Raw genomic sequence first — 18808 nt, 5'->3', positions numbered from 1 at the left:
CACATTATTTATCCTCACCCGAAATGCCGTCAGGCAGCGCAAACCCTGAATTTTCCAGCACCATCTTCTGCGGTACGGCCAGCGGAATGTTGGATGCCCGTAGCCGCTTGATGATCTCAAACAACAGATCGCTCTTCGCTTCCGATACCATTCTCGGGCTACTGACATAGCCCGTGACGCTCAGCACCATGCCCGTTGGGTTCAACTGGCTGAACTTCACTGACGGTGCAGGTGTTTCCAGAATCGCCTCATGGCTGATGTAAGCATCTAGTAACAGTGTCCGGACTTCTTCAGGATCGATATCCAGCGGGAACGTCAGCGCCAGCGTGGCAACCCCAAACGGGTTCCCCATCGTAATATTGCGTACATTCTGCGAAATGAACTGAGAGTTCGGCACGATCACCGTCGAACGATCCCCAAGCTGAATTTCCGTCGCACGCACATTAATCCGCCGAATATCCCCTTCAACGCCGCTGATACTGACTGAGTCGCCGACTTTCACCGGGCGTTCCGTCAATAAAATCAGGCCGGAGATAAAGTTCTTCACGATCTCCTGTAATCCAAAACCGATCCCCACCGACAGCGCACTGACAATCCATGCCAACTTGTTCCATTCAATCCCTAATGTCGCTAACGTCAGCAGGATAATCAGGATATAGCCGATGTTGCTGAACAGCGTCACCAGCGACGCACGGATTCCACGTTCTAACGTCGTTTTAGGAAGGAACTCATCTTCCAACCAGCGTTTTGAGGAACGTAAAACATAAACCCCCACCACCAAAAAGAGCACGGCATTGACCAGATGCGCCGGCACGATGCTCAGCGTTTCCAGCCCTTTTCCGCCCCAGATTTCAACGGCTTTTTGCACCAGTTCCAGCGGCGTAGTGGTGCCAAACGTCCCGTTCAGTAAGGCGACGGCCGCCATCAAAATTAAAAAGACTTTACCACCAGCCGACAGGATCAAGGTGGCCTGAGCCAGATGTCGATCGTCAAGATTGAGCGAATTTTTCATTCGCTTGCCGCTGGCATTATTAGGAGAAAAGAGGCTTTCGCAGATATCGGTAATAAACGTTGAGAACAAATACAGGCAGGAGAACACCATACCAATCCACACAAGTTCGAACGCCAGGAAACGAGCCAGTGAGATATAACCGATAATCAGCGAAACCAGAATAGAGAATGCCGTCGCCAATACGGCAAGATGAATAACGCCAGATAATGTCGAACGCGCTTCCGGCTGTTCCCCTGAATGCACCATCTGCCGGCGAATTTGATCGCTTTTCAGCGTGATCGTCCCTGCAGTAAAAGCTAAGAACAGTGCAGATAAGCCATTCACCATAATGGTTGCCGCGACCGATGTCCCTACCGTTGCCGTCACTTGTTCAATAAAACCGAAGATCAAAATAATACCGGCAGCAACTACAGGGAACGGCTTCATGGCTTTTGCTACGGGATTAGCAATCGCGGGCAAACGCCATGAAGGGCGCTGATTCGAAAGGAATGCTCGCCCCAATCCAGCGATCATTGAGCAGAAAATTGCCTGTCTCACCAGCGCATCAAGAAATGACACCACGCGTTCCGAAGCCTCAGCATGACGCGTAAAGGTAAAGTCAATCAAATTCGCTGCAATACCGATCGTAACCACGGTTGAGATAACCGACGCCGTGGCTAAAAAACTCCGCCGCAACCGCCCTTCTGGCAGCCAGTGAATTCCTGCCCAGGCGAGACATTTCTCCAGATACCGACGCCCTGCCGAACTCATAGCGATTGCAATCAGAATCAGAAATGCAGAACCATAACGCCAGTCGGGCTCCCAAGACACAATAAAAGCGTCGCTTAATTGCGCCTGAAAGGCACTCAGACGACGAACATCCTCGGCCAGCGGTGTGACGAGGGGGGCCCAGAAACGGCCCCCCAGAATACTGCCGGAATTCAATGCCAACTGCGTTTTTAGCGCACTACGTCGCAAGGTAACGATTTGCGCCGACAAATTAGCCACGCTGGTGCGTAAAGCCTGAACCTGTTCAATCTGCGCGTCCATTTTTGCTTTTTGCGCATTCAGGCTGTTGCGCTTACGCGTCACTTCATTGGTTTCATTAATAATGGAGCCGGGTTCTGGCGCGGGCCCTAATACATCTAACTGAGCCTGAATTTGAGCCCGCTGCGGTGCCACCGCATTAGCAAGCTCGTTGGCGCTATTCATCAGTTCCTGCGTTGTGTCATTCAACGCGCCAAATTTGCTGTCGTTATTTATACCTGAAACCTGCTGCTTAATGTTATCTAACTGTTTTTGCAGCTTGATCAACTCAGCATCAACATTAATTTTTACGAGCGCATCGGTCTGCGCAGGCTGTGGGACAGGATCAGAATCCGCACTCGCCGCCGATGCATATCCAACAGGCAGCATCAACATTGCCAGCAGACAAACGCGCAAGAATGCGGATGAAAGAATGTTCATAAATCAAAAAGTTCCAAAGTTCGACAAAATAGCGGATCCACAAGTAACCGAGCGACAAACCCAGCACGTGAAAGCAGCCCACATTCATCCAAAACCCAACGAATGCGGGCATAGTGTACCAATAGCGCAGGATGCAGAATACGCCCGATCATAACTTGAAAAGAATTACTGGAAGCATCTAGCAGATAAAACTGAAATTTTCATTGCTATGTGTAGTTCATGTGGACGAGGCTCGCAATTGTGCAAAAAAGTCACACCAGAGAAAGCGACAGTCACCAAAGTTGTACAGGGATTCACCGTATAGCGTAAATCCAGCGCCAACCCGTTGACTCATTGGGGCGTGTGGGTATAATCCAGCCCACTGTTGTGACAAGCAACAGCCATTTCTTTTTTGAAATGCGCCCTTAGCTCAGTTGGATAGAGCAACGGCCTTCTAAGCCGTAGGTCACAGGTTCGAGCCCTGTAGGGCGTACCATTTCGCAGTAAACAGACGTCAACCGACGTCTTTTTTTATGCCTGAAATTCAGTGAATTAGCGAAAAATCTCGGTTTTCACTCTACCCGACAAAGTGAAACCAGCCCAGTGCAATTTCACTGAGCCGACAATGTTTATGCTATTGAACTCGCCAGTCACTGAAGTAATGACCGATCGCGGAAGGTTGGTCGAGAGGAGCAGTGGCTGCTATATAGCCATCTGGCCGAACTAACAGGTATTGATCGGAATAGGGGCTACTTCCCGTCTCAACGTGCAGAACATTGACGATATCAGGCAGTGATGCAGGAGCAGTTGCCGTGCCAATGATGAGCAAACTGTAATGACGATAATTTAGCTGTGAGTAAATTCTGCCTGTCTGACCAGATTGAGAATCCCTCCACATGAAATCATGCAGCCTTTCGCCAACACGCCCGTCGGTTCCATAGCGAACGCCCATACCCGTGATGTAACCCGCGCGTTTTTCGACAATCTTGACGTAATCATCAGCATGGGTACCGGTATCTGAGGTTTTGGTTGAACGTACGAGTTCCGCTGACGTTTTTACGACCTCCAGCGCGACCGCTTTTCGCTCTGTTTCGTAAGTCTGTAATAGCGTTTGGGGCGCATGATGATGAGTAATCATCGCCATTTTCCAGATGAGGTTAAAGGCATCGGCCAACCCCGTATTTAACCCTTGCCCACCATTCACCGAGTGAATGTGACTCGCATCGCCAGCGATAAATAATTTATTTTCAAGGATGTAGTGTTCTGCTACAGACTCTTTAACCGAGAATTGTGAATACCACTCAATAGACTTGAAGCGCAGACGGTGTGGTTGCAGAGCATGGTTAATTTTATCTATCGCCTGCTGTTGCGTGAAGTCCTCACTCTCCATCTGGATATAAAAACGATCAATCTTACCTTCACGTGGTATCCAGGCGACATCCGCGGTTTCTGCCTGGAAAACAATAATTTCAGGTACTTTTGGGAAATCAGTTTCTATTTCACCATCAATCACGGCCCAGGTAATTTGTGGCCGCGTGATCTCAAACGGGATAGCAAAGTGTTGGCGCACAAACGATCGTGAGCCATCTGCACCAATCAAATACCGAGAACGAACGGTCTCACCGCTGGTGAGCGTGGTGAGACAGCCGTAGTCCTCCAGCACAATATCTTCCACAGAAGTATTACGGCGCACGGCGCTATTTAGCGCGGTGAGCTTATCATCGAGTGCTTGTTCCACATAAGCCTGGCCAATCATTAAAAAATGCTTGTGGAAACAGCCTTGTAAAGCCTCCCACCAGGTAGATTGGCGTGAAATAAATTTGCCTTTTGACCAGACTGAGCTGGTATTGCAGGTTTTGCCTAAGGGATAAAGCTCATCGAATAAACCGATGATTTCAAACAGCTGCAAGCTACGGGCGTTTAGCGCATCAGCGCGGCCTACCGTTAACGGCCCTTGTGATTTGTCGATAATGACGGTGCTTAAACCTGACAGCTGAGCAAGATAGGCACAGGCCAGACCGACAGGCCCAGCGCCGATAATCATGAGATCAACATGCTGTAGTTTCATGACGGCTGCACCAAATGTGGGTTAGTCAGCGGCTGTTTAGCATGGATATGCACTCGGCGCAGATGACGGCCACTCTGGCTGGCATAAGATTCACGGCCATGTAATAACGAGTAGTTATCTGCAATGACAATGTCGCCGCTTTGCCATTGGTGAGCATACTGAACCCGTGGATCATATAAGGCATGCTGCAAGCTGCTGAGTAATTGCTCTTGCTCTTCAGGTTCAATGCCTGAAAAATGATAAGTCGATGGGTTCAAAAACGCTTTATCGCCAGCAATCGGTGGCTCACAAAAACGAATGACGGGATGAGTGCGGTAAGGGTGTTGCTCGATAATAGGAGCCTGCGCGGTGCTGCTGTATAGCTCGACGGCGCGCTGATACTGACCTGTGGCACGCTGCCACAGCGCTTTGGTTTCGGGTGACGCCAGACGTAACGCCGTGGTGGTACTCGAAAACGTGGTTCGCCCACCCTGCCCTTCGCCAACAGCTGAGACGCATTGAAAGACTTGTAGTTCGGGCACGGTTTTAAGGTACATGCCGTCCCAGTGCAAGGGAACATAGTTGTTAGCAAAGATATGGTCGGTAGCATCGGGTTGTTCAACCAGCTCCAACACGGCACCAAACGGCCATTGCATAATGTCACCAATGGCTGCGCAGTATGTTGTTAAATTTTCTGCACTCGTAAAGCTATCAAAGCCTCTCAGTACCACTAATTGTTCATTCTCTACTAATGTACGCAGCCAGGTAGGCGATAATTCACCAATATGCACGCCTGACTGTTTAGGCTCAATACGCACACCAAAATGACAGGTTTCACCTTGGGAATGGGTTAAAGGCTGATAATCAAAGCGATCTTCTAAAGTGAATGAGTCCATTTTACGTCTCCGTGTATTATCCATTGCTGAAAGATCTTTTCAGATAATATCGGCAACAAATATTCAACACCACGGATACAATTTTAATAATTAGGAGGGTTTGAATAGAGAATCACTCCTCCCTATTTTTCATCAATAGATAATAGACCTTAATAAAAACCCATAAAAAACCCCGGATAAACGCATCCAGGGTCTTTGAATCGTGCAAAACCGTCGCCGTTTCAGGCTTAGCCGCGGTTTTCTTCAATGTAGCGGGCCAGCTCCGCCGGGGTCTTCAGAACGGTGGCAACTTCGGTTGGTGGAATCACACAGCCGTAAACGTCCTGCACTTCCAGCACCAAGTCGACCGCCAGAATAGAGTCGAGAATATCGGACTCAATCAGCTCATCGTTAAAGCCCACTTTACGGGATAAGATCTTTTCAAACAGCGCGAGTATTTCTTGTTCCATCATTTTTCCTGAGTAATTAGATCGTGCGGGCATGGGTGTCCAGCAGCTTACGGTCGATTTTGCCGTTAGGATTAAGCGGCAACGCATCTTTGATAATAATTTGGGAAGGCACCATGTAGGGCGGAATCACCTTCGAGAGCGATGTTTTAATCGCTTCTGGCGCTAAGTTCGTCACGCAGAACGCGGCGATGCGCAGAACACCACCGCCCGATTTCATCAGCGGCAGAACTACCGCTTCGCTGATGTCGGATATCGCCAGCAGACGATTTTCAATCTCATTGATTTCAATACGATAGCCATTCAGTTTGATCTGGCTATCGTTGCGACCCTGACAGTACAGTAGCCCATTTTCGTAGCCTAGGTCGCCGGTTCTATAGCCCCGGAACGCTTCGCTCTCCCGATGCAGCAATTTCTCCGCATTCTCTTTCGCGAGCCCCAAATAGCCACGCATCACATTTTTGCCCCAAATGATCAGCTCACCTTCAGCGGTAATTTCCATTCTGGAGTCCGGCATCATCACGCCGACCGGCAGCAGATCGTTTTCACTGTGCAGGATTTCATCGGTGATTTCGATGACGGTGGTCGCGATAGTGGCTTCCGTTGGGCCATAGGAGTTGAGAATTTTGGCGTGTGGGAAGCGGCGGCGTAACTGTTTTACCAGCGCTTTGTTTAGCACTTCGCCAATGAACACGAAGACGTTGAGCTCAGGTAAATATTCACTGTTGAACTGGGGAGACAGCAACCTCTGGTAGGCGAAAGAGGGCGTTGAAACCCAGACGGAAACGCGGTTATCTTTCAGGCGATCAAGCCAATTTTCTGCCGCGATATCCTCTTTCGCATTCAGAACGATGTGCCCCCCTGTAGCCAGATTCGCCAGCAGCGGAATCAGAGAGAGATCGAAGCTGAACACGGCATGGTTCATCAGCACCGGCACGTCTGGCAGTGAAAAATCCTGGCGCACCCACTTCATGAAGTGCCACAGGCTTTCACGCCCGATCTGTACGCCTTTAGGCTTTCCAGTGCTGCCGGAGGTGAACATGATATAGGCGAGATCTTGCTCGATCAACGCCTGCCCCGCTTCACCGGTAGCAATGAACTGTCTGGTCGCCACATCGTAATAATAAGGTGCACTCGCCAGATGGCAAATCTCGTTGAGCCGCTCCTGCGGATAGATGCAATCCACCGGGATATACGGAATATTGTGCAGCAGGCAGCTATAGATTGCCACGGCAAACTCGGCCTGCTGATGACCATATAACACGACCAGCGCGCCATCAGGCTGCTGATAGTGCTGATAACGACGCGACCAGTCTGTCACAGCGACGGATAGCTGTTGCCAGGTCATCGCGTCATCGCTGCCGCTAATCGCCAACTGATCTGGGTTCGCGGGGTCGAGTAATGCCGCCCGGAGGAAATCTTGCAGTTCCTGAAGCTCTGAGTGAAGGTTCATAGTGGGGACATTCCGCTAAAGATGTAGAGGGAGGCCGCGGCGCTTGCCAGCGTCAGAATGCGACCGATGAACACAATAACCGGATGGTGTAGATAATTGCTCAGTGCCGGACTGCGTTTGGCTGACCACTGCAGCATGTTGTGAGCAACCGAAATGGCGCCAAACAGCGCGCCGCTGATAACATAGTGTCGTTCGAGCCCGTTCCATGCCCCCATACAAAACAGGGTGCAGAAGATGCCAATATTCTGCGCCAGTGTTTTGTTCTGTCGGAAAAAGTCGAGCTTCATCAGATTCATATAGATTGGCATAAAGACTACATCCCTCAGCCATTCAGACAGGCTGATGTGGAAGCGCCGCCAGAAGTCCTGCGGGTTTTTCGCCAGAATAGGCATATTGAAGTTCGCTGGGATGTTCAGACCAAACAAGCGCCCTGCCCCGATAGCCATATTGCTGTAGCCAGCAAAATCAAAGTAAAGGTAAGCGCTGTAAGCCAGCGACATCACGACACCCACACTTAACGTAAACGGGCGCTGGCTCCACGACTCAATAACCAGATTATTGATCAGCATGGCGAATAGGAACTTCTGGATAATACCGGTGAAAATTTGCTCCATCGCCACTAAAAACTGCTCACGGGTAATAATGAAGACCGGCTTATTAATGTCATTCACCCATGTCCGCCAGCGATACATCGGGCCAGCCAGAATAATAAAAGGCATAAAGAGGTAGCAGAAGTAGTGCAAGATATTCCGACCATCCTTTTTGCTGCGATAAAGCAGCACATCTATGGCGCGGAAGGTCATAAAGGACAGGCCGATCATGCCCCAGTGGTTGTTGAGGTGTAATTTCACCAAGAACAGCGGCAGCAGCGTCAGGCTGACCGCTTGCCAGGTTTTTAACCAACCTTTCTCTTTTAAGGTGACGAGAACATAAAAGCTCAGGAACACGGCCACGGGAACAATGTAATCCCCCTGGAAAATATACCCCCAGCCGAATACCGCCAATACGGAAAAGGCGGATAAATACGTCAGCCGATAACGGAATACGCGATTAACCAGCGCAAACAGTAATGCTGATGAAAACAGAAGGAAAAAAAACATTCCGGAGCTGTACATCATTCATCCTTCAGAATTTTTGATATTCAAAATGCACTTTTAAACTCATGCTTTCATCAACAGAGGTCCACGCGACGAGGGTGACTGCCAGAAAGAGATAAAGGAAAAAAAGGCGAATGGCAGTTTTCATCATTTAAAACTCTCTGCAATAAATTGATCCATGGCGACCCATGCCGGTTCAGTTGGATGCAGGCGATCCCAATTCCAACCGTTCTGATAAGGCTGCGCATACATATCAAAATAGCGCACCTGATTTTCTTCCAGCATCGACCTGATTTGGCTATCCACTGGTTGGAATTTCTCGGAATTATTAATCGCCCACGGATTAATCGGATCGACAATGACCACAAACTGGACGTTGCGCGCTTTCAGCAGCTTGACCGTCGCCCTTAAGGCCTCCATCTGCGCCGGAACAATCGGTGCGTTATCCCACTCTTCCGGCGTTTGATCGTCTGCAAACACAGCTTTATCCATCCACAATGTCTCTGCACTTTGCTGACGGGACTGGTTCAGCACATGAGCCTGCGCCAACTCGCGATTCCAGTCTGGAATCATGCTGGAGGCGGGTTGCTGAGGCCACGGTTGCGTGGGCTGAGGAACAATACGTAACATCGCCAGCCAGTCGTTTTTTATCAGCTCGCAGAAATTAGCAAATTGATAACTCACTTCCTGCCAGATAATTTGTGGATCCCAACCATAGACCTTCATTTGTCCGAACGTTAAATGGCTTATCTCTTCTTTATCGATATGTTGTAAGTAATTGACCAAAAAGGGACGCGTCTGATCATCTTTCATCAGCGGATCAAAAATAGACGCAGGGAAATTGTTGGCAAAAATAGCAGGGGGAATACCGTCTGAATAAAAGCTATCCGGTGCCAGCAGCAAAACAACCTTACTGTTAGCATTAAGCTCGTTTTTAAAGCGTGAGAGCAGTAAAAAATGTGTGACACTATCGACATAGCTATCGCCATAGGCCACGACCGGACGATGTAACTGATTATTAAAGTAATTATATACTGCGTAATGTTCGTCTTCAGAGGTCGAGACCTCAGAAGCCCCGAGAAAGAAAATCGCATTCCCCTGTAACGCATGGGAAATGGTGGCTATTTTCTCCTTTTGTTCCTTTGTCGTCCCTTCCATTGTGTTAATCAGAGGCTGGAACGTTAGCGCCGGATCAATGCTCTTCACCAGCGGGGGAACGCTAAGAAACAGGATGGCGAGGGTAGCCATCAGGATATGTAGGCAGAGAGTATTTTTGATTTTCATTATAAAGTAAGACTACATGATATTTATTGTTTGAAATTTGTGAATTTTTATGTCCACAGTAAATCTATCCCCGTATTTTCGGATTATATACCAGGCTTATCCTGGATGATGAGCGTTGCTGTGTAACGGTATGTACAGTGTTTATGTCCGTCACAGAATAAGGCTGACGGGCCCCACAAGATCGAGGCAGGAGAAGGGTTCTAAGGCATCCGTACTTACTTACACGACCAGAATATGAGGTAGCAAGGTTCGGAGACAGCAACGCCGTGAAACTCAGTTTACTCGTGATTGCAGGGATGGAGGCTCAAGCGCTTTAGACGTTATGTGAATAGGGATCACTGTTGAAAACAACCGCTATTTACTTCAGTTCGCTTTACTTCAGTTCGCTACCCGCTCTAGATCGCCATAAAATGAATATGGATAGCCATTTTCCAGCCATTCAGCATCGTCAATAACACAAACATCATCTTCTACATAAATATCTGATGCCATTATTTTTATTGCGAAACCATTAGTTTTGTATTCCGAGCGGAAATTATCATAGGTAATTTCGCCTCTGCCGAAATAGTCTTTGAGTTCTTCCCGCCATAATAACTCTATCTCTGCATTAAACGGGCCGCTCCCCATTTTCCCTTTCAAGCTGGCGATAATCTTTTTCTTCTCAACAAAACCCCACCGCACGGCATCCAACGTCCAGACATCGTCGCTAACGCTAAACTCACCAGAAAAAATCGCTAAAAGCGCGTCATTATTATCAGAACACATTTCATTTCCTTGAATATTCAAAATTTGTCGGTGGAACCGATTATCTCAAACGCTTTTTAATCGCCTGACTTACAGCCCAAGAACTCAATCCTAACGCGGGTAGCGCAGCACTTCCACAAACAGTGAGAAGGCAGTGGTATGCTGTTTGCTGCTGGGATAATACAGGTAGTAACCAGGGAACGGCGGACACCATTCCGTTAGTACCCGCATCAGGCGCCCGCTGGCAATGTCATCTCGTACCGAATCTTCCGGTACATAGGCCAGACCGAGCCCGATAAGTGCCGCTAATCGAATGGCTTAGTGCCGACTGGGAAAGCCCGAGCTTCGCCGCCGCTTTGGTAAAACGACGTTCTCTTGCCACCACAAGGAATGAAATGAGGCCATTAAAGTTTCCTTTTAACATCTACGTGTACGAAGAGTGGTGTCATGAATGATGTCCATGTGAAACGGTCAATCGCTCATTAAGCTACGCTGAAAATCAGCGGCGGGTAGAAGCAGCAAAGCCACTCAGCGTAAAACTGAATGGCTTTTCCCTTTGCTCCGCGATGCGGCTAGCGCATGTGGAGATTGACGCCAGAGACCTCTTTTCTGAGTTCAATAATCTCTTCAGCCAGCTCACGGCACAGCATCGCATTCATCAGATGATCCTGCGCGTGCACCACGATAAGTTCGATATTGGCTTTTTCCTTACTCTGGTTGCCAATAAATCCAGTCTGGATCAACTGCGCTCGGTTCAGCGCCACCGCCGCCATTTTTAATAATTCATCGACGTGATCCCACTCCCCTCGGCGAGCAGATCTCAGTGCTTCCATTGCGCAGGAACGTGTTTCGCCAGATTTAACGATAAGCTCAATCATCCGCGTTTCTACATCCATTTTTGCATCCCCCGAATATCAGTTGCTGTGTCACCCTTTTGTCGGTCAATTAACCCCAAATTGCAGACAAGCGCACGTGACACCGAAGCAAGTACGGTGCATTTGTTGTATCGCTACTCACAGCCTGCAAAGTAAATATAGATGATGAATAAATATTTGTTTCTTTAAATCATGACGTTATATCTCATTTCCGATGAAATAAATTTCACAGATACGTCAGCCTGTTTTTTTACCGGTTCGCGGTGAGTGAATAGCGCTCTCAGTTTCAATCTAGAAATAATTAATATTGATGCAATACCTGACAGCGCACGCAGCTTCTGACAAAATAGCGGCCATCTCCCCCTATTTCAAATTGATGGGTCTCTTCTCAGATGGCAGCAAAGATTATTGATGGTAAAACGATTGCGCAGCAGGTTAAAGACGAAGTTGCCGCACGAGTCACGCAGCGTTTGGCAGAAGGAAAACGTGCACCGGGTCTGGCTGTTGTACTGGTCGGCGAGAATCCTGCGTCACAGATTTATGTCGCCAGCAAGCGCAAGGTGTGTGAAGAAGTCGGCTTTATTTCCCGCTCTTATGATTTACCCATCACCACAACGGAATCAGAGCTGTTGACGCTTATCGACCAGCTCAACGCCGATCGGACGATTGACGGTATTCTGGTTCAGCTTCCGCTGCCGGAAGGCATCGATAATACCAAGGTGATTGAACGCATCGCGCCAAGTAAGGATGTGGATGGCTTCCATCCTTACAACGTGGGTCGTCTGTGCCAGCGCGCGCCCATGCTGCGAGCCTGTACGCCACGCGGCATCATCACGCTGTTGGAGCGTTATAATATCGACACCTTCGGGCTGAATGCCGTTGTGGTCGGCGCGTCCAATATCGTTGGCCGTCCGATGAGTCTGGAACTGCTGCTGGCTGGCTGTACGACTACCGTCACGCACCGTTTCACCAAAAATCTACGCCACCATGTTGAAAACGCCGACCTGCTGGTTGTCGCGGTGGGTAAACCGGGCTTCATCCCCGGCGAATGGATTAAGCCGGGCGCGATTGTACTGGACGTGGGTATCAACCGTTTGGAAAGCGGCAAAGTGGTCGGCGATGTGGAATTTGAAACGGCGCAGGAAAGCGCATCTTACATCAGCCCTGTACCGGGCGGCGTCGGCCCAATGACCGTTGCCACACTGATTCAAAACACGCTACAGGCGTGCGAAGAGTATCATGACCACGCCGAATAATTGGCGAGTCAAACACCGATAAGCAGGAATTTATGGCAACCTTTAATCTTGAAAAACATCCGCACGTTGAACTGTGCGATCTCTTGAAACTGCTGGGCTGGAGTGAAAGTGGCGCAGCAGCCAAATTGTCTATCGCCGCAGGCGACGTGACCGTTGACGGCCAGACGGAAACCCGAAAACGCTGCAAAATCGTTGCAGGGCAAACCGTTCGGTTCAACGGCGAGACGGTAAAAGTCGCCGAATAACCTTTACGTCATCGTTCTCGGCGAAAAAAAGCCCGCGATTCATGTCGCGGGCTTTTTATTTACTGAAAGCGTGTTACAGGAAGAAAACTCTACTTACGGCGCCAGATCGTTCCCTGCGGGCCATCTTCCAGCACGATACCCATTTCATTCAAGCGATCGCGAGCCTGATCCGCCAGCGCCCAGTCTTTCGCCGCACGCGCATCTTTACGCTGCTGGATTAACGCTTCGATTTCTTTCACTTCCTCGTCATCCACCTGTGTGCCATTTTGCAGAAACTGCTCAGGATCCTGCTCCAGCAGGCCAAGCACGCCAGACAGTTTACGCAGTGCCGATGCCAACTGATTCGCCGCTTGTACATCTTCCGTTTTCAGGCGGTTAACTTCACGCGCCATATCAAACAGTACCGAATAGGCTTCCGGCGTGTTGAAATCGTCGTCCATCGCCTCACGGAAACGGGCTTCAAACTCGTCACCGCCGTGCGCCGCAATGCTGAGATCCGTTCCACGCAGCGCCGTATACAAACGTTCCAACGCTGCACGCGCCTGCTTCAGGTTGTCTTCGCTGTAGTTCAACTGGCTACGGTAGTGGCCAGACATCAGAAAGTAACGCACGGTTTCTGGGTCGTAATACGCCAACACATCGCGTACGGTGAAGAAATTGTTGAGCGACTTTGACATCTTTTCGCGGTCAACCATCACCATGCCGGAATGCATCCAGTAATTCACATACGAGCCGTCGTGTGCACAGCTGGACTGCGCGATCTCGTTTTCGTGGTGCGGGAACATCAAATCTGAGCCGCCGCCGTGAATATCAAAATGCGTGCCCAGCTGTTTGCAGTTCATGGCAGAACATTCGATGTGCCAGCCAGGGCGCCCTTCTCCCCACGGAGAGGACCAGTGCGGTTCACCCGGCTTGGACATTTTCCACAGCACGAAATCCATCGGGTTACGCTTCACTTCGGTAATTTCAACGCGCGCGCCAGCCTGCAACTGATCCAAATCCTGACGAGACAGCACGCCGTAACCCGGCGCGGTATCAACGGAGAACATCACATCACCATTACTCGCGACATAGGCGTGGCGACGGGCGATCAGCGCTTCCACCATTTCGATGATGTCGGCAATATGGTGCGTCGCACGCGGCTCAGCATCCGGACGCAGAATATTCAACGCATCAAAATCGGCGTGCATCTCTGCGATCATGCGGGTCGTCAGTTGGTCACTGGTTTCCCCATTTTCGGCAGCACGTTTAATAATTTTGTCGTCAATATCGGTGACATTACGCACATATTTCAGTGAATATCCCAGATACCGCAAATACCGCGCCACCACATCAAACGCCACGAAAGTACGCCCGTGACCGATATGACACAGGTCATAAACGGTGATGCCACACACATACATTCCCACCTGACCGGCGTGGATAGGTTTAAATTCCTCTTTTTGGCGACTCAGCGTATTAAAAATCTTTAGCATCAGGGCGTTCCAGTGTTTTTATAAAAAATGGTTTTCACAAAAAAATGGTTTCAAAGAAATGGTTTTCACAGCCGCAGTTAGCGTCAGCAACATCAATGCATTCAGGGTTAACACCCAACGGCGTATTGAAACCTGAACCCTACTGTATTGCAAGGTTAATAAGAAGAGGGAATCAGCGAGAAAGGATAAAAATGAAATGGCCCGGAAAATCCGGGCCATTTCACATCATTGACGGTGACTGACAAAAGCAATCCGCCGACAAAAAACCATTAACGCCAGCGCGGATTGGACATCACAGAGTATTTTCCGCTACCGAGCAGGGCAATCGCGATACCCGCAAAGAAGAACACCGCCGTGCCTTCAACACCCCAGGCGCCGGTTTTGGCCAGCGTGACAAAACCTTCAGGGTGAACCAGTAAGGTTGCGACGACCATGGTAAAGGAGAAGATCAGCGCAGAAGGACGTGTAAGAATCCCGAGAATCATCAGAATAGGGGTGATGACTTCTCCGACATAGACACCGTAACCAACAAAAGCAGGGAGCCCTGCCGAGGTCAGCATGCCTTCAATGGCACCGATTCCACCGTGTACCTTATGCCAGCCATGAAACAGCATCAAAATGCTGAAAGATACGCGCAAAAACAGTTTGCCAAAATCCGGTTTGTCTAATAAACGATTAACACTATCCAGAATACCCAGCATAGTTCACCTATCTCTTTAGAGTTATTTATGAAGAATAAGAATTACTCTCAGATTAATCTGAGCCACAAAAAAAGAACACGTTGATTACGCAAAACATTGATCTGGGGCAACAAAAATCTCATTCAAATTAATTAACTATTATTTTAATTTTTAATCAATTTATTTGTTTTTAAAAGTCCCTATTGCCTGATTAACACCTTATTGCGCACCATTCTTAAGCGCACATATTATTTGACGCCTACCAAAATCAGAGTAGTAAACCTTTTTATACGATTTTCTCATCCATCCAACCGCTAACAGCGGTGCAGTAAGCGCGAAGTACTGACTCAATCGACCAGTTATGCTATAACAGCGCTCTTGTTGTTCACCGCATTTTGTGAACAGCACTCTTAATCACTAAGGCTATCTAGGGTTCATTATTATGATTACGCTTCATACCAACCACGGCGATATCGTTATTAATACGTTTGCAGACAAAGCGCCGGTTACCGTAGAAAACTTCCTGAACTACTGTCGCAGCGGTTTTTATGACAACACGATTTTTCACCGCGTGATTAATGGTTTTATGATTCAGGGCGGCGGCTTCGCTCCCGGCATGGATCAGAAAGAAACCAATGCGACAATCAAAAATGAAGCCAACAACGGTCTGAAAAATACCCGTGGCACGCTGGCGATGGCGCGTACCAACGATCCGCACTCGGCAACTGCCCAGTTCTTTATCAACCTCGTTGATAACGATTTCCTGAACTTCCGTTCAGAGCGTGCCGATGGCTGGGGCTACTGCGTATTCGCTGAAGTCACCGAAGGCATGGACGTTGTTGATAAAATCAAAGGCGTGGCTACCGGCCGCAGCGGCATGCATCAGGACGTACCGAAAGAAGACGTGGTAATTACCCACGTAACGGTCAGCGAATAATCCGACCTGCATGGCAACGCTGTTCATTGCCGATCTGCATTTAAGTATTCATGAACCGGCGATTACCGCCGGTTTTCTGCGTTTTTTACGCCATGATGCGATTGATGCAGATGCGCTGTACATTCTTGGCGACCTGTTCGATGCCTGGATTGGTGACGACGATCTCCAACCGCTGCATGCGACTGTCGCAGCGGAGCTGTATGCCTTACATCAGCGCGGCATTCCCTGCTATTTCGTGCACGGTAACCGTGATTTCCTGATCGGTAAGCGTTTCGCCAAGCAAAGCGGAATGACGCTGCTGCCGACGGAAACGGTGCTCGATCTCTACGGCCAAAAGATTCTCATTCTGCATGGTGATACGTTGTGCACTGACGATCGGCATTACCAGCAATTCCGCCGTCGGGTACATAACCCATTTATTCAGAGACTCTTCCTGCTATTGCCGCTGTCGCTACGTATGCGCATTGCAGCGAAGATGCGGGCGACCAGCCAGCAGGAAAACCAGAAAAAATCGCAGCAGATTATGGATGTCAATCACGACGCCGTACTTGAACGCCTACGGCATTATCAAGTGGAAACGATGATCCACGGCCACACGCACCGCCCGGCCATTCATCAGGTCGATCTCGGTGAATCTTCTGGTCGTCGCGCCGTTCTCGGAGCCTGGCATGAAGAAGGGTCGATGATTAAGGTCACACCACAAAATATCGAACTGATTTCCTTCCCATTTTAATGCGTTTCCTGACATTGACTTAACGGTCTCTCGCCTTACTCCCCCAGAATTTGCGCATACGCAACCGTTTTCCTCGCCATAATGGCGTGATATGCTCTACGCCCTCAACGTCAGACCCTCCCTGTCTGGCCGACGCGAACGCGTCACGAACACGTACAATTATAGGTACAACTACAGGAGCGTTACAGGCATGTCATCCAACGTTGCCCCGGCTAAAATTGCCATCGTCATGGGTTCAAAGAGTGACTGGGCCACCATGCAGTTTGCTGCGGAAATCCTCACCACGCTGAACATTCCTTTTCATACCGAAGTCGTTTCTGCACACCGGACGCCGGATAAACTGTTCAGCTTCGCTGAGCAGGCGGCACAGAACGGTTTTGATGTGATTATCGCGGGCGCAGGCGGCGCAGCACACCTGCCGGGTATGCTGGCAGCAAAAACGCTGGTTCCCGTGCTTGGCGTGCCGGTACAAAGCTCAACGCTGAGCGGGGTAGACAGCCTGTATTCCATCGTCCAGATGCCGCGCGGCATCCCGGTCGGCACATTGGCTATTGGCAAAGCGGGCGCAGCGAATGCGGCTCTGCTGGCCGCACAAATTCTTGCCCTGCATGACAATGGCATCGCCACCCGACTGGCAGACTGGCGTCAGGCGCAAACCGATGATGTGCTCTCTCATCCCGATCCGCGGGAGGAGGCATGAAACCGGTCTGCGTATTAGGCAATGGTCAGTTGGGCAGAATGCTGCGTCAGGCTGGTGAACCGCTAGGTATTGCGGTTTACCCAGTGGGTCTGGATGCAGAACCGGAATCGGTTCCGTTTCATAACAGTGTCATTACCGCCGAGATCGAACGCTGGCCGGAAACCGCCCTCACGCGCGAGTTAGCCGAGCACACGGCGTTTGCAAACCGCGATATTTTCCCGCGTCTGGCCGATCGCCTGACGCAAAAGCAGCTGCTGGATTCGTTGAATCTGGCAACCGCACCTTGGCAGTTGCTGGTTAGTGCCGATGAATGGCCACACGTCTTTGCCTCATTGGGTGAACTCGCTATCGTTAAACGTCGCGTCGGCGGTTACGACGGCCGTGGGCAGTGGCGCTTGCGCGATGGCGAACAGCAGACGCTGCCCGCTGACTGCTACGGCGAATGCATCGTTGAGCAAGGCATTAACTTTTCTGGCGAAGTCTCGCTGGTGGGGGCCCGCAATACGCACGGCAAATGTGTGTTCTACCCGCTCACTCATAACCTGCATCAGGATGGCATTCTGCGTACCAGCGTGGCTTTCCCTCAGCCCGATCCGCAGTTGCAACAGCAGGCAGAGCAGATGCTGTCCGCAATAATGAATGCGCTGGGTTATGTGGGCGTGATGGCGATGGAATGCTTTATCGTCGGCGATCACTTGCTCATTAACGAGCTGGCTCCACGCGTGCACAATAGCGGACACTGGACACAAAATGGTGCGTCCATCAGCCAGTTTGAGCTACATTTGCGCGCCATTCTGGATCTGCCGCTGCCGGTACCAGTGGTCGAAACGCCGTCGGTGATGGTCAACCTAATCGGCACTGATGTAAATACCGACTGGCTGGCGCTGCCGCTGGTGCACCTGCACTGGTATGAGAAAGACGTTCGTCCTGGCCGTAAAGTTGGACACCTCAATCTACCGTCGTCGGACACCGTACAATTGCAACACACGCTGCAATTGCTGGCACCTCTCTTACCAGAGGAATACCACAGCGGTCTGGCATGGGCAGAAAAAAAACTCACCGCCTGACAGATCGGTGGCCGTGAACCGGCAGGTTACAATCTGCCGGCTCACTTTCATCGGATAACAACACATCAGGTTGTGATACGATACAACAGCAGAAACTGCACCATCGATACATCCGCAAAAGAGAAAAACCATCATTACGCGTGACATCAGCAAATTTGCGTTTATTATTTCATCTTTCCTTTATTTTATTTATTGTTCATTTTTCATCACTCAGCAATTAAATAAAGCATCAATAATGAACCATTAAAAATATTTAAATTAAAGTATCAAGATTGATATTTTAATTTGCATAGAAATTTATTAAAATATTTCCCGTCAATTCATTTCTGTGATCGCCTCAATATTATTCGCTGACCACAACGATATAGAATGCCGCCACAAAACAGTATTGACCTACTGACATAATTATCAACATGTCTCGTTCGTTTTTTAAACT

General features: G+C 49.5%; 17 protein-coding genes, 1 tRNA gene and 2 pseudogenes. 7 read left to right on the top strand and 13 right to left on the bottom strand.

Features of this window, described 5'->3' with window-relative positions:
* Positions 1 to 4 precede the first annotated feature (4 nt).
* Positions 5 to 2458 carry a DUF3772 domain-containing protein gene (locus tag DMB82_RS06935; RefSeq protein ID WP_102119260.1) on the bottom strand — a complete coding sequence of 818 codons (2454 nt, stop codon included), beginning with the start codon at positions 2456 to 2458 and terminating at the stop codon, positions 5 to 7.
* Positions 2459 to 2856: 398 nt separating this feature from the next.
* Here DMB82_RS06935 and DMB82_RS06930 point away from each other — a divergent pair.
* Positions 2857 to 2933 (top strand) — tRNA-Arg (locus DMB82_RS06930).
* A 138-nt stretch (positions 2934 to 3071) separates the two neighbouring features.
* Here DMB82_RS06930 and DMB82_RS06925 read toward each other — a convergent pair.
* The 10 genes and pseudogenes from DMB82_RS06925 to DMB82_RS06885 all read right to left on the bottom strand — a co-directional run bounded on the left by DMB82_RS06925 (position 3072) and on the right by DMB82_RS06885 (position 11300).
* Complete coding sequence (locus DMB82_RS06925) at positions 3072 to 4505, bottom strand: FAD-binding protein (protein WP_116163654.1); 1434 nt, start codon at positions 4503 to 4505, stop codon at positions 3072 to 3074.
* Complete coding sequence (locus DMB82_RS06920) at positions 4502 to 5380, bottom strand: TauD/TfdA family dioxygenase (RefSeq protein ID WP_116156143.1); 879 nt, start codon at positions 5378 to 5380, stop codon at positions 4502 to 4504. The genes DMB82_RS06925 and DMB82_RS06920 overlap by 4 nt, the downstream gene beginning before the upstream one ends.
* A 227-nt stretch (positions 5381 to 5607) precedes the next feature.
* Positions 5608 to 5829, bottom strand: a complete 222-nt coding sequence (locus DMB82_RS06915) for an acyl carrier protein (protein WP_005970017.1) — start codon at positions 5827 to 5829, stop codon at positions 5608 to 5610.
* A gap of 16 nt (positions 5830 to 5845) precedes the next feature.
* The gene (locus DMB82_RS06910; protein ID WP_116163652.1) at positions 5846 to 7279 is read right to left on the bottom strand and encodes an AMP-binding protein; all 1434 of its coding nucleotides are present in this window, start codon (positions 7277 to 7279) and stop codon (positions 5846 to 5848) included.
* A complete protein-coding gene (locus DMB82_RS06905) occupies positions 7276 to 8394 on the bottom strand; it encodes a membrane-bound O-acyltransferase family protein (protein WP_102118877.1) in 1119 nt (372 codons plus the stop codon). The genes DMB82_RS06910 and DMB82_RS06905 overlap by 4 nt, the downstream gene beginning before the upstream one ends.
* Positions 8395 to 8523: 129 nt before the next feature.
* Positions 8524 to 9660, bottom strand: a complete 1137-nt coding sequence (locus DMB82_RS06900; RefSeq protein WP_116163650.1) for a D-alanyl-lipoteichoic acid biosynthesis protein DltD — start codon at positions 9658 to 9660, stop codon at positions 8524 to 8526.
* A gap of 378 nt (positions 9661 to 10038) precedes the next feature.
* Positions 10039 to 10425: a hypothetical protein gene (locus DMB82_RS06895; protein WP_102118879.1), complete on the bottom strand. Its 387-nt coding sequence runs from the start codon at positions 10423 to 10425 to the stop codon at positions 10039 to 10041.
* 90 nt (positions 10426 to 10515) lie between these two features.
* A pseudogene (locus DMB82_RS06890) lies at positions 10516 to 10710 on the bottom strand (LysR substrate-binding domain-containing protein); the annotation flags it as partial.
* Positions 10706 to 10828: pseudogene (locus DMB82_RS20775) on the bottom strand (LysR family transcriptional regulator); the annotation flags it as partial. The pseudogenes DMB82_RS06890 and DMB82_RS20775, both read right to left, overlap by 5 nt.
* A 148-nt stretch (positions 10829 to 10976) precedes the next feature.
* On the bottom strand, positions 10977 to 11300 hold the full coding sequence (locus DMB82_RS06885) for a PTS sugar transporter subunit IIA (RefSeq protein WP_010280285.1): 324 nt from the start codon (positions 11298 to 11300) through the stop codon (positions 10977 to 10979).
* 371 nt (positions 11301 to 11671) lie between these two features.
* Here DMB82_RS06885 and folD point away from each other — a divergent pair, with 371 nt between their 5' ends.
* Positions 11672 to 12535: a bifunctional methylenetetrahydrofolate dehydrogenase/methenyltetrahydrofolate cyclohydrolase FolD gene (gene folD / locus DMB82_RS06880; RefSeq protein WP_102118881.1), complete on the top strand. Its 864-nt coding sequence runs from the start codon at positions 11672 to 11674 to the stop codon at positions 12533 to 12535.
* 32 nt (positions 12536 to 12567) lie between these two features.
* Positions 12568 to 12780: a ribosome-associated protein YbcJ gene (gene ybcJ, locus DMB82_RS06875; protein ID WP_102118882.1), complete on the top strand. Its 213-nt coding sequence runs from the start codon at positions 12568 to 12570 to the stop codon at positions 12778 to 12780.
* Between the two features lie 89 nt (positions 12781 to 12869).
* Here ybcJ and cysS read toward each other — a convergent pair whose 3' ends face one another.
* Both cysS and DMB82_RS06865 read right to left on the bottom strand, forming a co-directional pair.
* Positions 12870 to 14255 carry a cysteine--tRNA ligase gene (gene cysS / locus DMB82_RS06870; RefSeq protein ID WP_102118883.1) on the bottom strand — a complete coding sequence of 462 codons (1386 nt, stop codon included), beginning with the start codon at positions 14253 to 14255 and terminating at the stop codon, positions 12870 to 12872.
* 269 nt (positions 14256 to 14524) lie between these two features.
* Positions 14525 to 14956 carry a DoxX family protein gene (locus DMB82_RS06865; RefSeq protein WP_102118884.1) on the bottom strand — a complete coding sequence of 144 codons (432 nt, stop codon included), beginning with the start codon at positions 14954 to 14956 and terminating at the stop codon, positions 14525 to 14527.
* Positions 14957 to 15377: 421 nt separating this feature from the next.
* On the opposite strand from DMB82_RS06865, the gene ppiB reads away from it, so the two are divergent.
* The 4 genes from ppiB to purK all read left to right on the top strand — a co-directional run bounded on the left by ppiB (position 15378) and on the right by purK (position 18372).
* Entirely contained in the window at positions 15378 to 15872 is a 495-nt protein-coding gene (gene ppiB, locus DMB82_RS06860; RefSeq protein ID WP_010280320.1) for a peptidylprolyl isomerase B, read from the top strand.
* Positions 15873 to 15882: 10 nt separating this feature from the next.
* Positions 15883 to 16605 (top strand): UDP-2,3-diacylglucosamine diphosphatase, encoded by a 723-nt coding sequence (gene lpxH, locus DMB82_RS06855; protein WP_116163648.1) that lies wholly within the window; start codon positions 15883 to 15885, stop codon positions 16603 to 16605.
* A gap of 190 nt (positions 16606 to 16795) precedes the next feature.
* Positions 16796 to 17305: a 5-(carboxyamino)imidazole ribonucleotide mutase gene (purE, locus tag DMB82_RS06850; protein WP_014916138.1), complete on the top strand. Its 510-nt coding sequence runs from the start codon at positions 16796 to 16798 to the stop codon at positions 17303 to 17305.
* Positions 17302 to 18372: a 5-(carboxyamino)imidazole ribonucleotide synthase gene (gene purK / locus DMB82_RS06845; RefSeq protein WP_116163646.1), complete on the top strand. Its 1071-nt coding sequence runs from the start codon at positions 17302 to 17304 to the stop codon at positions 18370 to 18372. Before purE ends, purK begins: the two co-directional genes overlap by 4 nt.
* Positions 18373 to 18808: the final 436 nt, after the last annotated feature.

The sequence above is a fragment of the Pectobacterium aquaticum genome (assembly GCF_003382565.3).
Classification (GTDB): Bacteria; Pseudomonadota; Gammaproteobacteria; order Enterobacterales; family Enterobacteriaceae; genus Pectobacterium; species Pectobacterium aquaticum.
Note: the sequence above shows the minus strand (reverse complement) of the source record. Positions and strands in the feature narration are given on the sequence as shown.

What these genes read in the sequence shown, in the direction of transcription:
- ppiB (WP_010280320.1), top strand. Translation starts at nt 15,378, where the DNA reads ATGATTACGCTTCATACCAACCACGGCGATATCGTTATTAATACGTTT.
- DMB82_RS06905 (WP_102118877.1), bottom strand. Translation starts at nt 8,394, where the DNA reads ATGTACAGCTCCGGAATGTTTTTTTTCCTTCTGTTTTCATCAGCATTA.
- DMB82_RS06895 (WP_102118879.1), bottom strand. Translation starts at nt 10,425, where the DNA reads ATGTGTTCTGATAATAATGACGCGCTTTTAGCGATTTTTTCTGGTGAG.
- DMB82_RS06935 (WP_102119260.1), bottom strand. Translation starts at nt 2,458, where the DNA reads ATGAACATTCTTTCATCCGCATTCTTGCGCGTTTGTCTGCTGGCAATG.
- DMB82_RS06910 (WP_116163652.1), bottom strand. Translation starts at nt 7,279, where the DNA reads ATGAACCTTCACTCAGAGCTTCAGGAACTGCAAGATTTCCTCCGGGCG.
- purE (WP_014916138.1), top strand. Translation starts at nt 16,796, where the DNA reads ATGTCATCCAACGTTGCCCCGGCTAAAATTGCCATCGTCATGGGTTCA.
- ybcJ (WP_102118882.1), top strand. Translation starts at nt 12,568, where the DNA reads ATGGCAACCTTTAATCTTGAAAAACATCCGCACGTTGAACTGTGCGAT.
- DMB82_RS06915 (WP_005970017.1), bottom strand. Translation starts at nt 5,829, where the DNA reads ATGGAACAAGAAATACTCGCGCTGTTTGAAAAGATCTTATCCCGTAAA.
- DMB82_RS06865 (WP_102118884.1), bottom strand. Translation starts at nt 14,956, where the DNA reads ATGCTGGGTATTCTGGATAGTGTTAATCGTTTATTAGACAAACCGGAT.
- DMB82_RS06900 (WP_116163650.1), bottom strand. Translation starts at nt 9,660, where the DNA reads ATGAAAATCAAAAATACTCTCTGCCTACATATCCTGATGGCTACCCTC.
- DMB82_RS06925 (WP_116163654.1), bottom strand. Translation starts at nt 4,505, where the DNA reads ATGAAACTACAGCATGTTGATCTCATGATTATCGGCGCTGGGCCTGTC.
- DMB82_RS06885 (WP_010280285.1), bottom strand. Translation starts at nt 11,300, where the DNA reads ATGGATGTAGAAACGCGGATGATTGAGCTTATCGTTAAATCTGGCGAA.
- folD (WP_102118881.1), top strand. Translation starts at nt 11,672, where the DNA reads ATGGCAGCAAAGATTATTGATGGTAAAACGATTGCGCAGCAGGTTAAA.
- lpxH (WP_116163648.1), top strand. Translation starts at nt 15,883, where the DNA reads ATGGCAACGCTGTTCATTGCCGATCTGCATTTAAGTATTCATGAACCG.
- DMB82_RS06920 (WP_116156143.1), bottom strand. Translation starts at nt 5,380, where the DNA reads ATGGACTCATTCACTTTAGAAGATCGCTTTGATTATCAGCCTTTAACC.
- purK (WP_116163646.1), top strand. Translation starts at nt 17,302, where the DNA reads ATGAAACCGGTCTGCGTATTAGGCAATGGTCAGTTGGGCAGAATGCTG.
- cysS (WP_102118883.1), bottom strand. Translation starts at nt 14,255, where the DNA reads ATGCTAAAGATTTTTAATACGCTGAGTCGCCAAAAAGAGGAATTTAAA.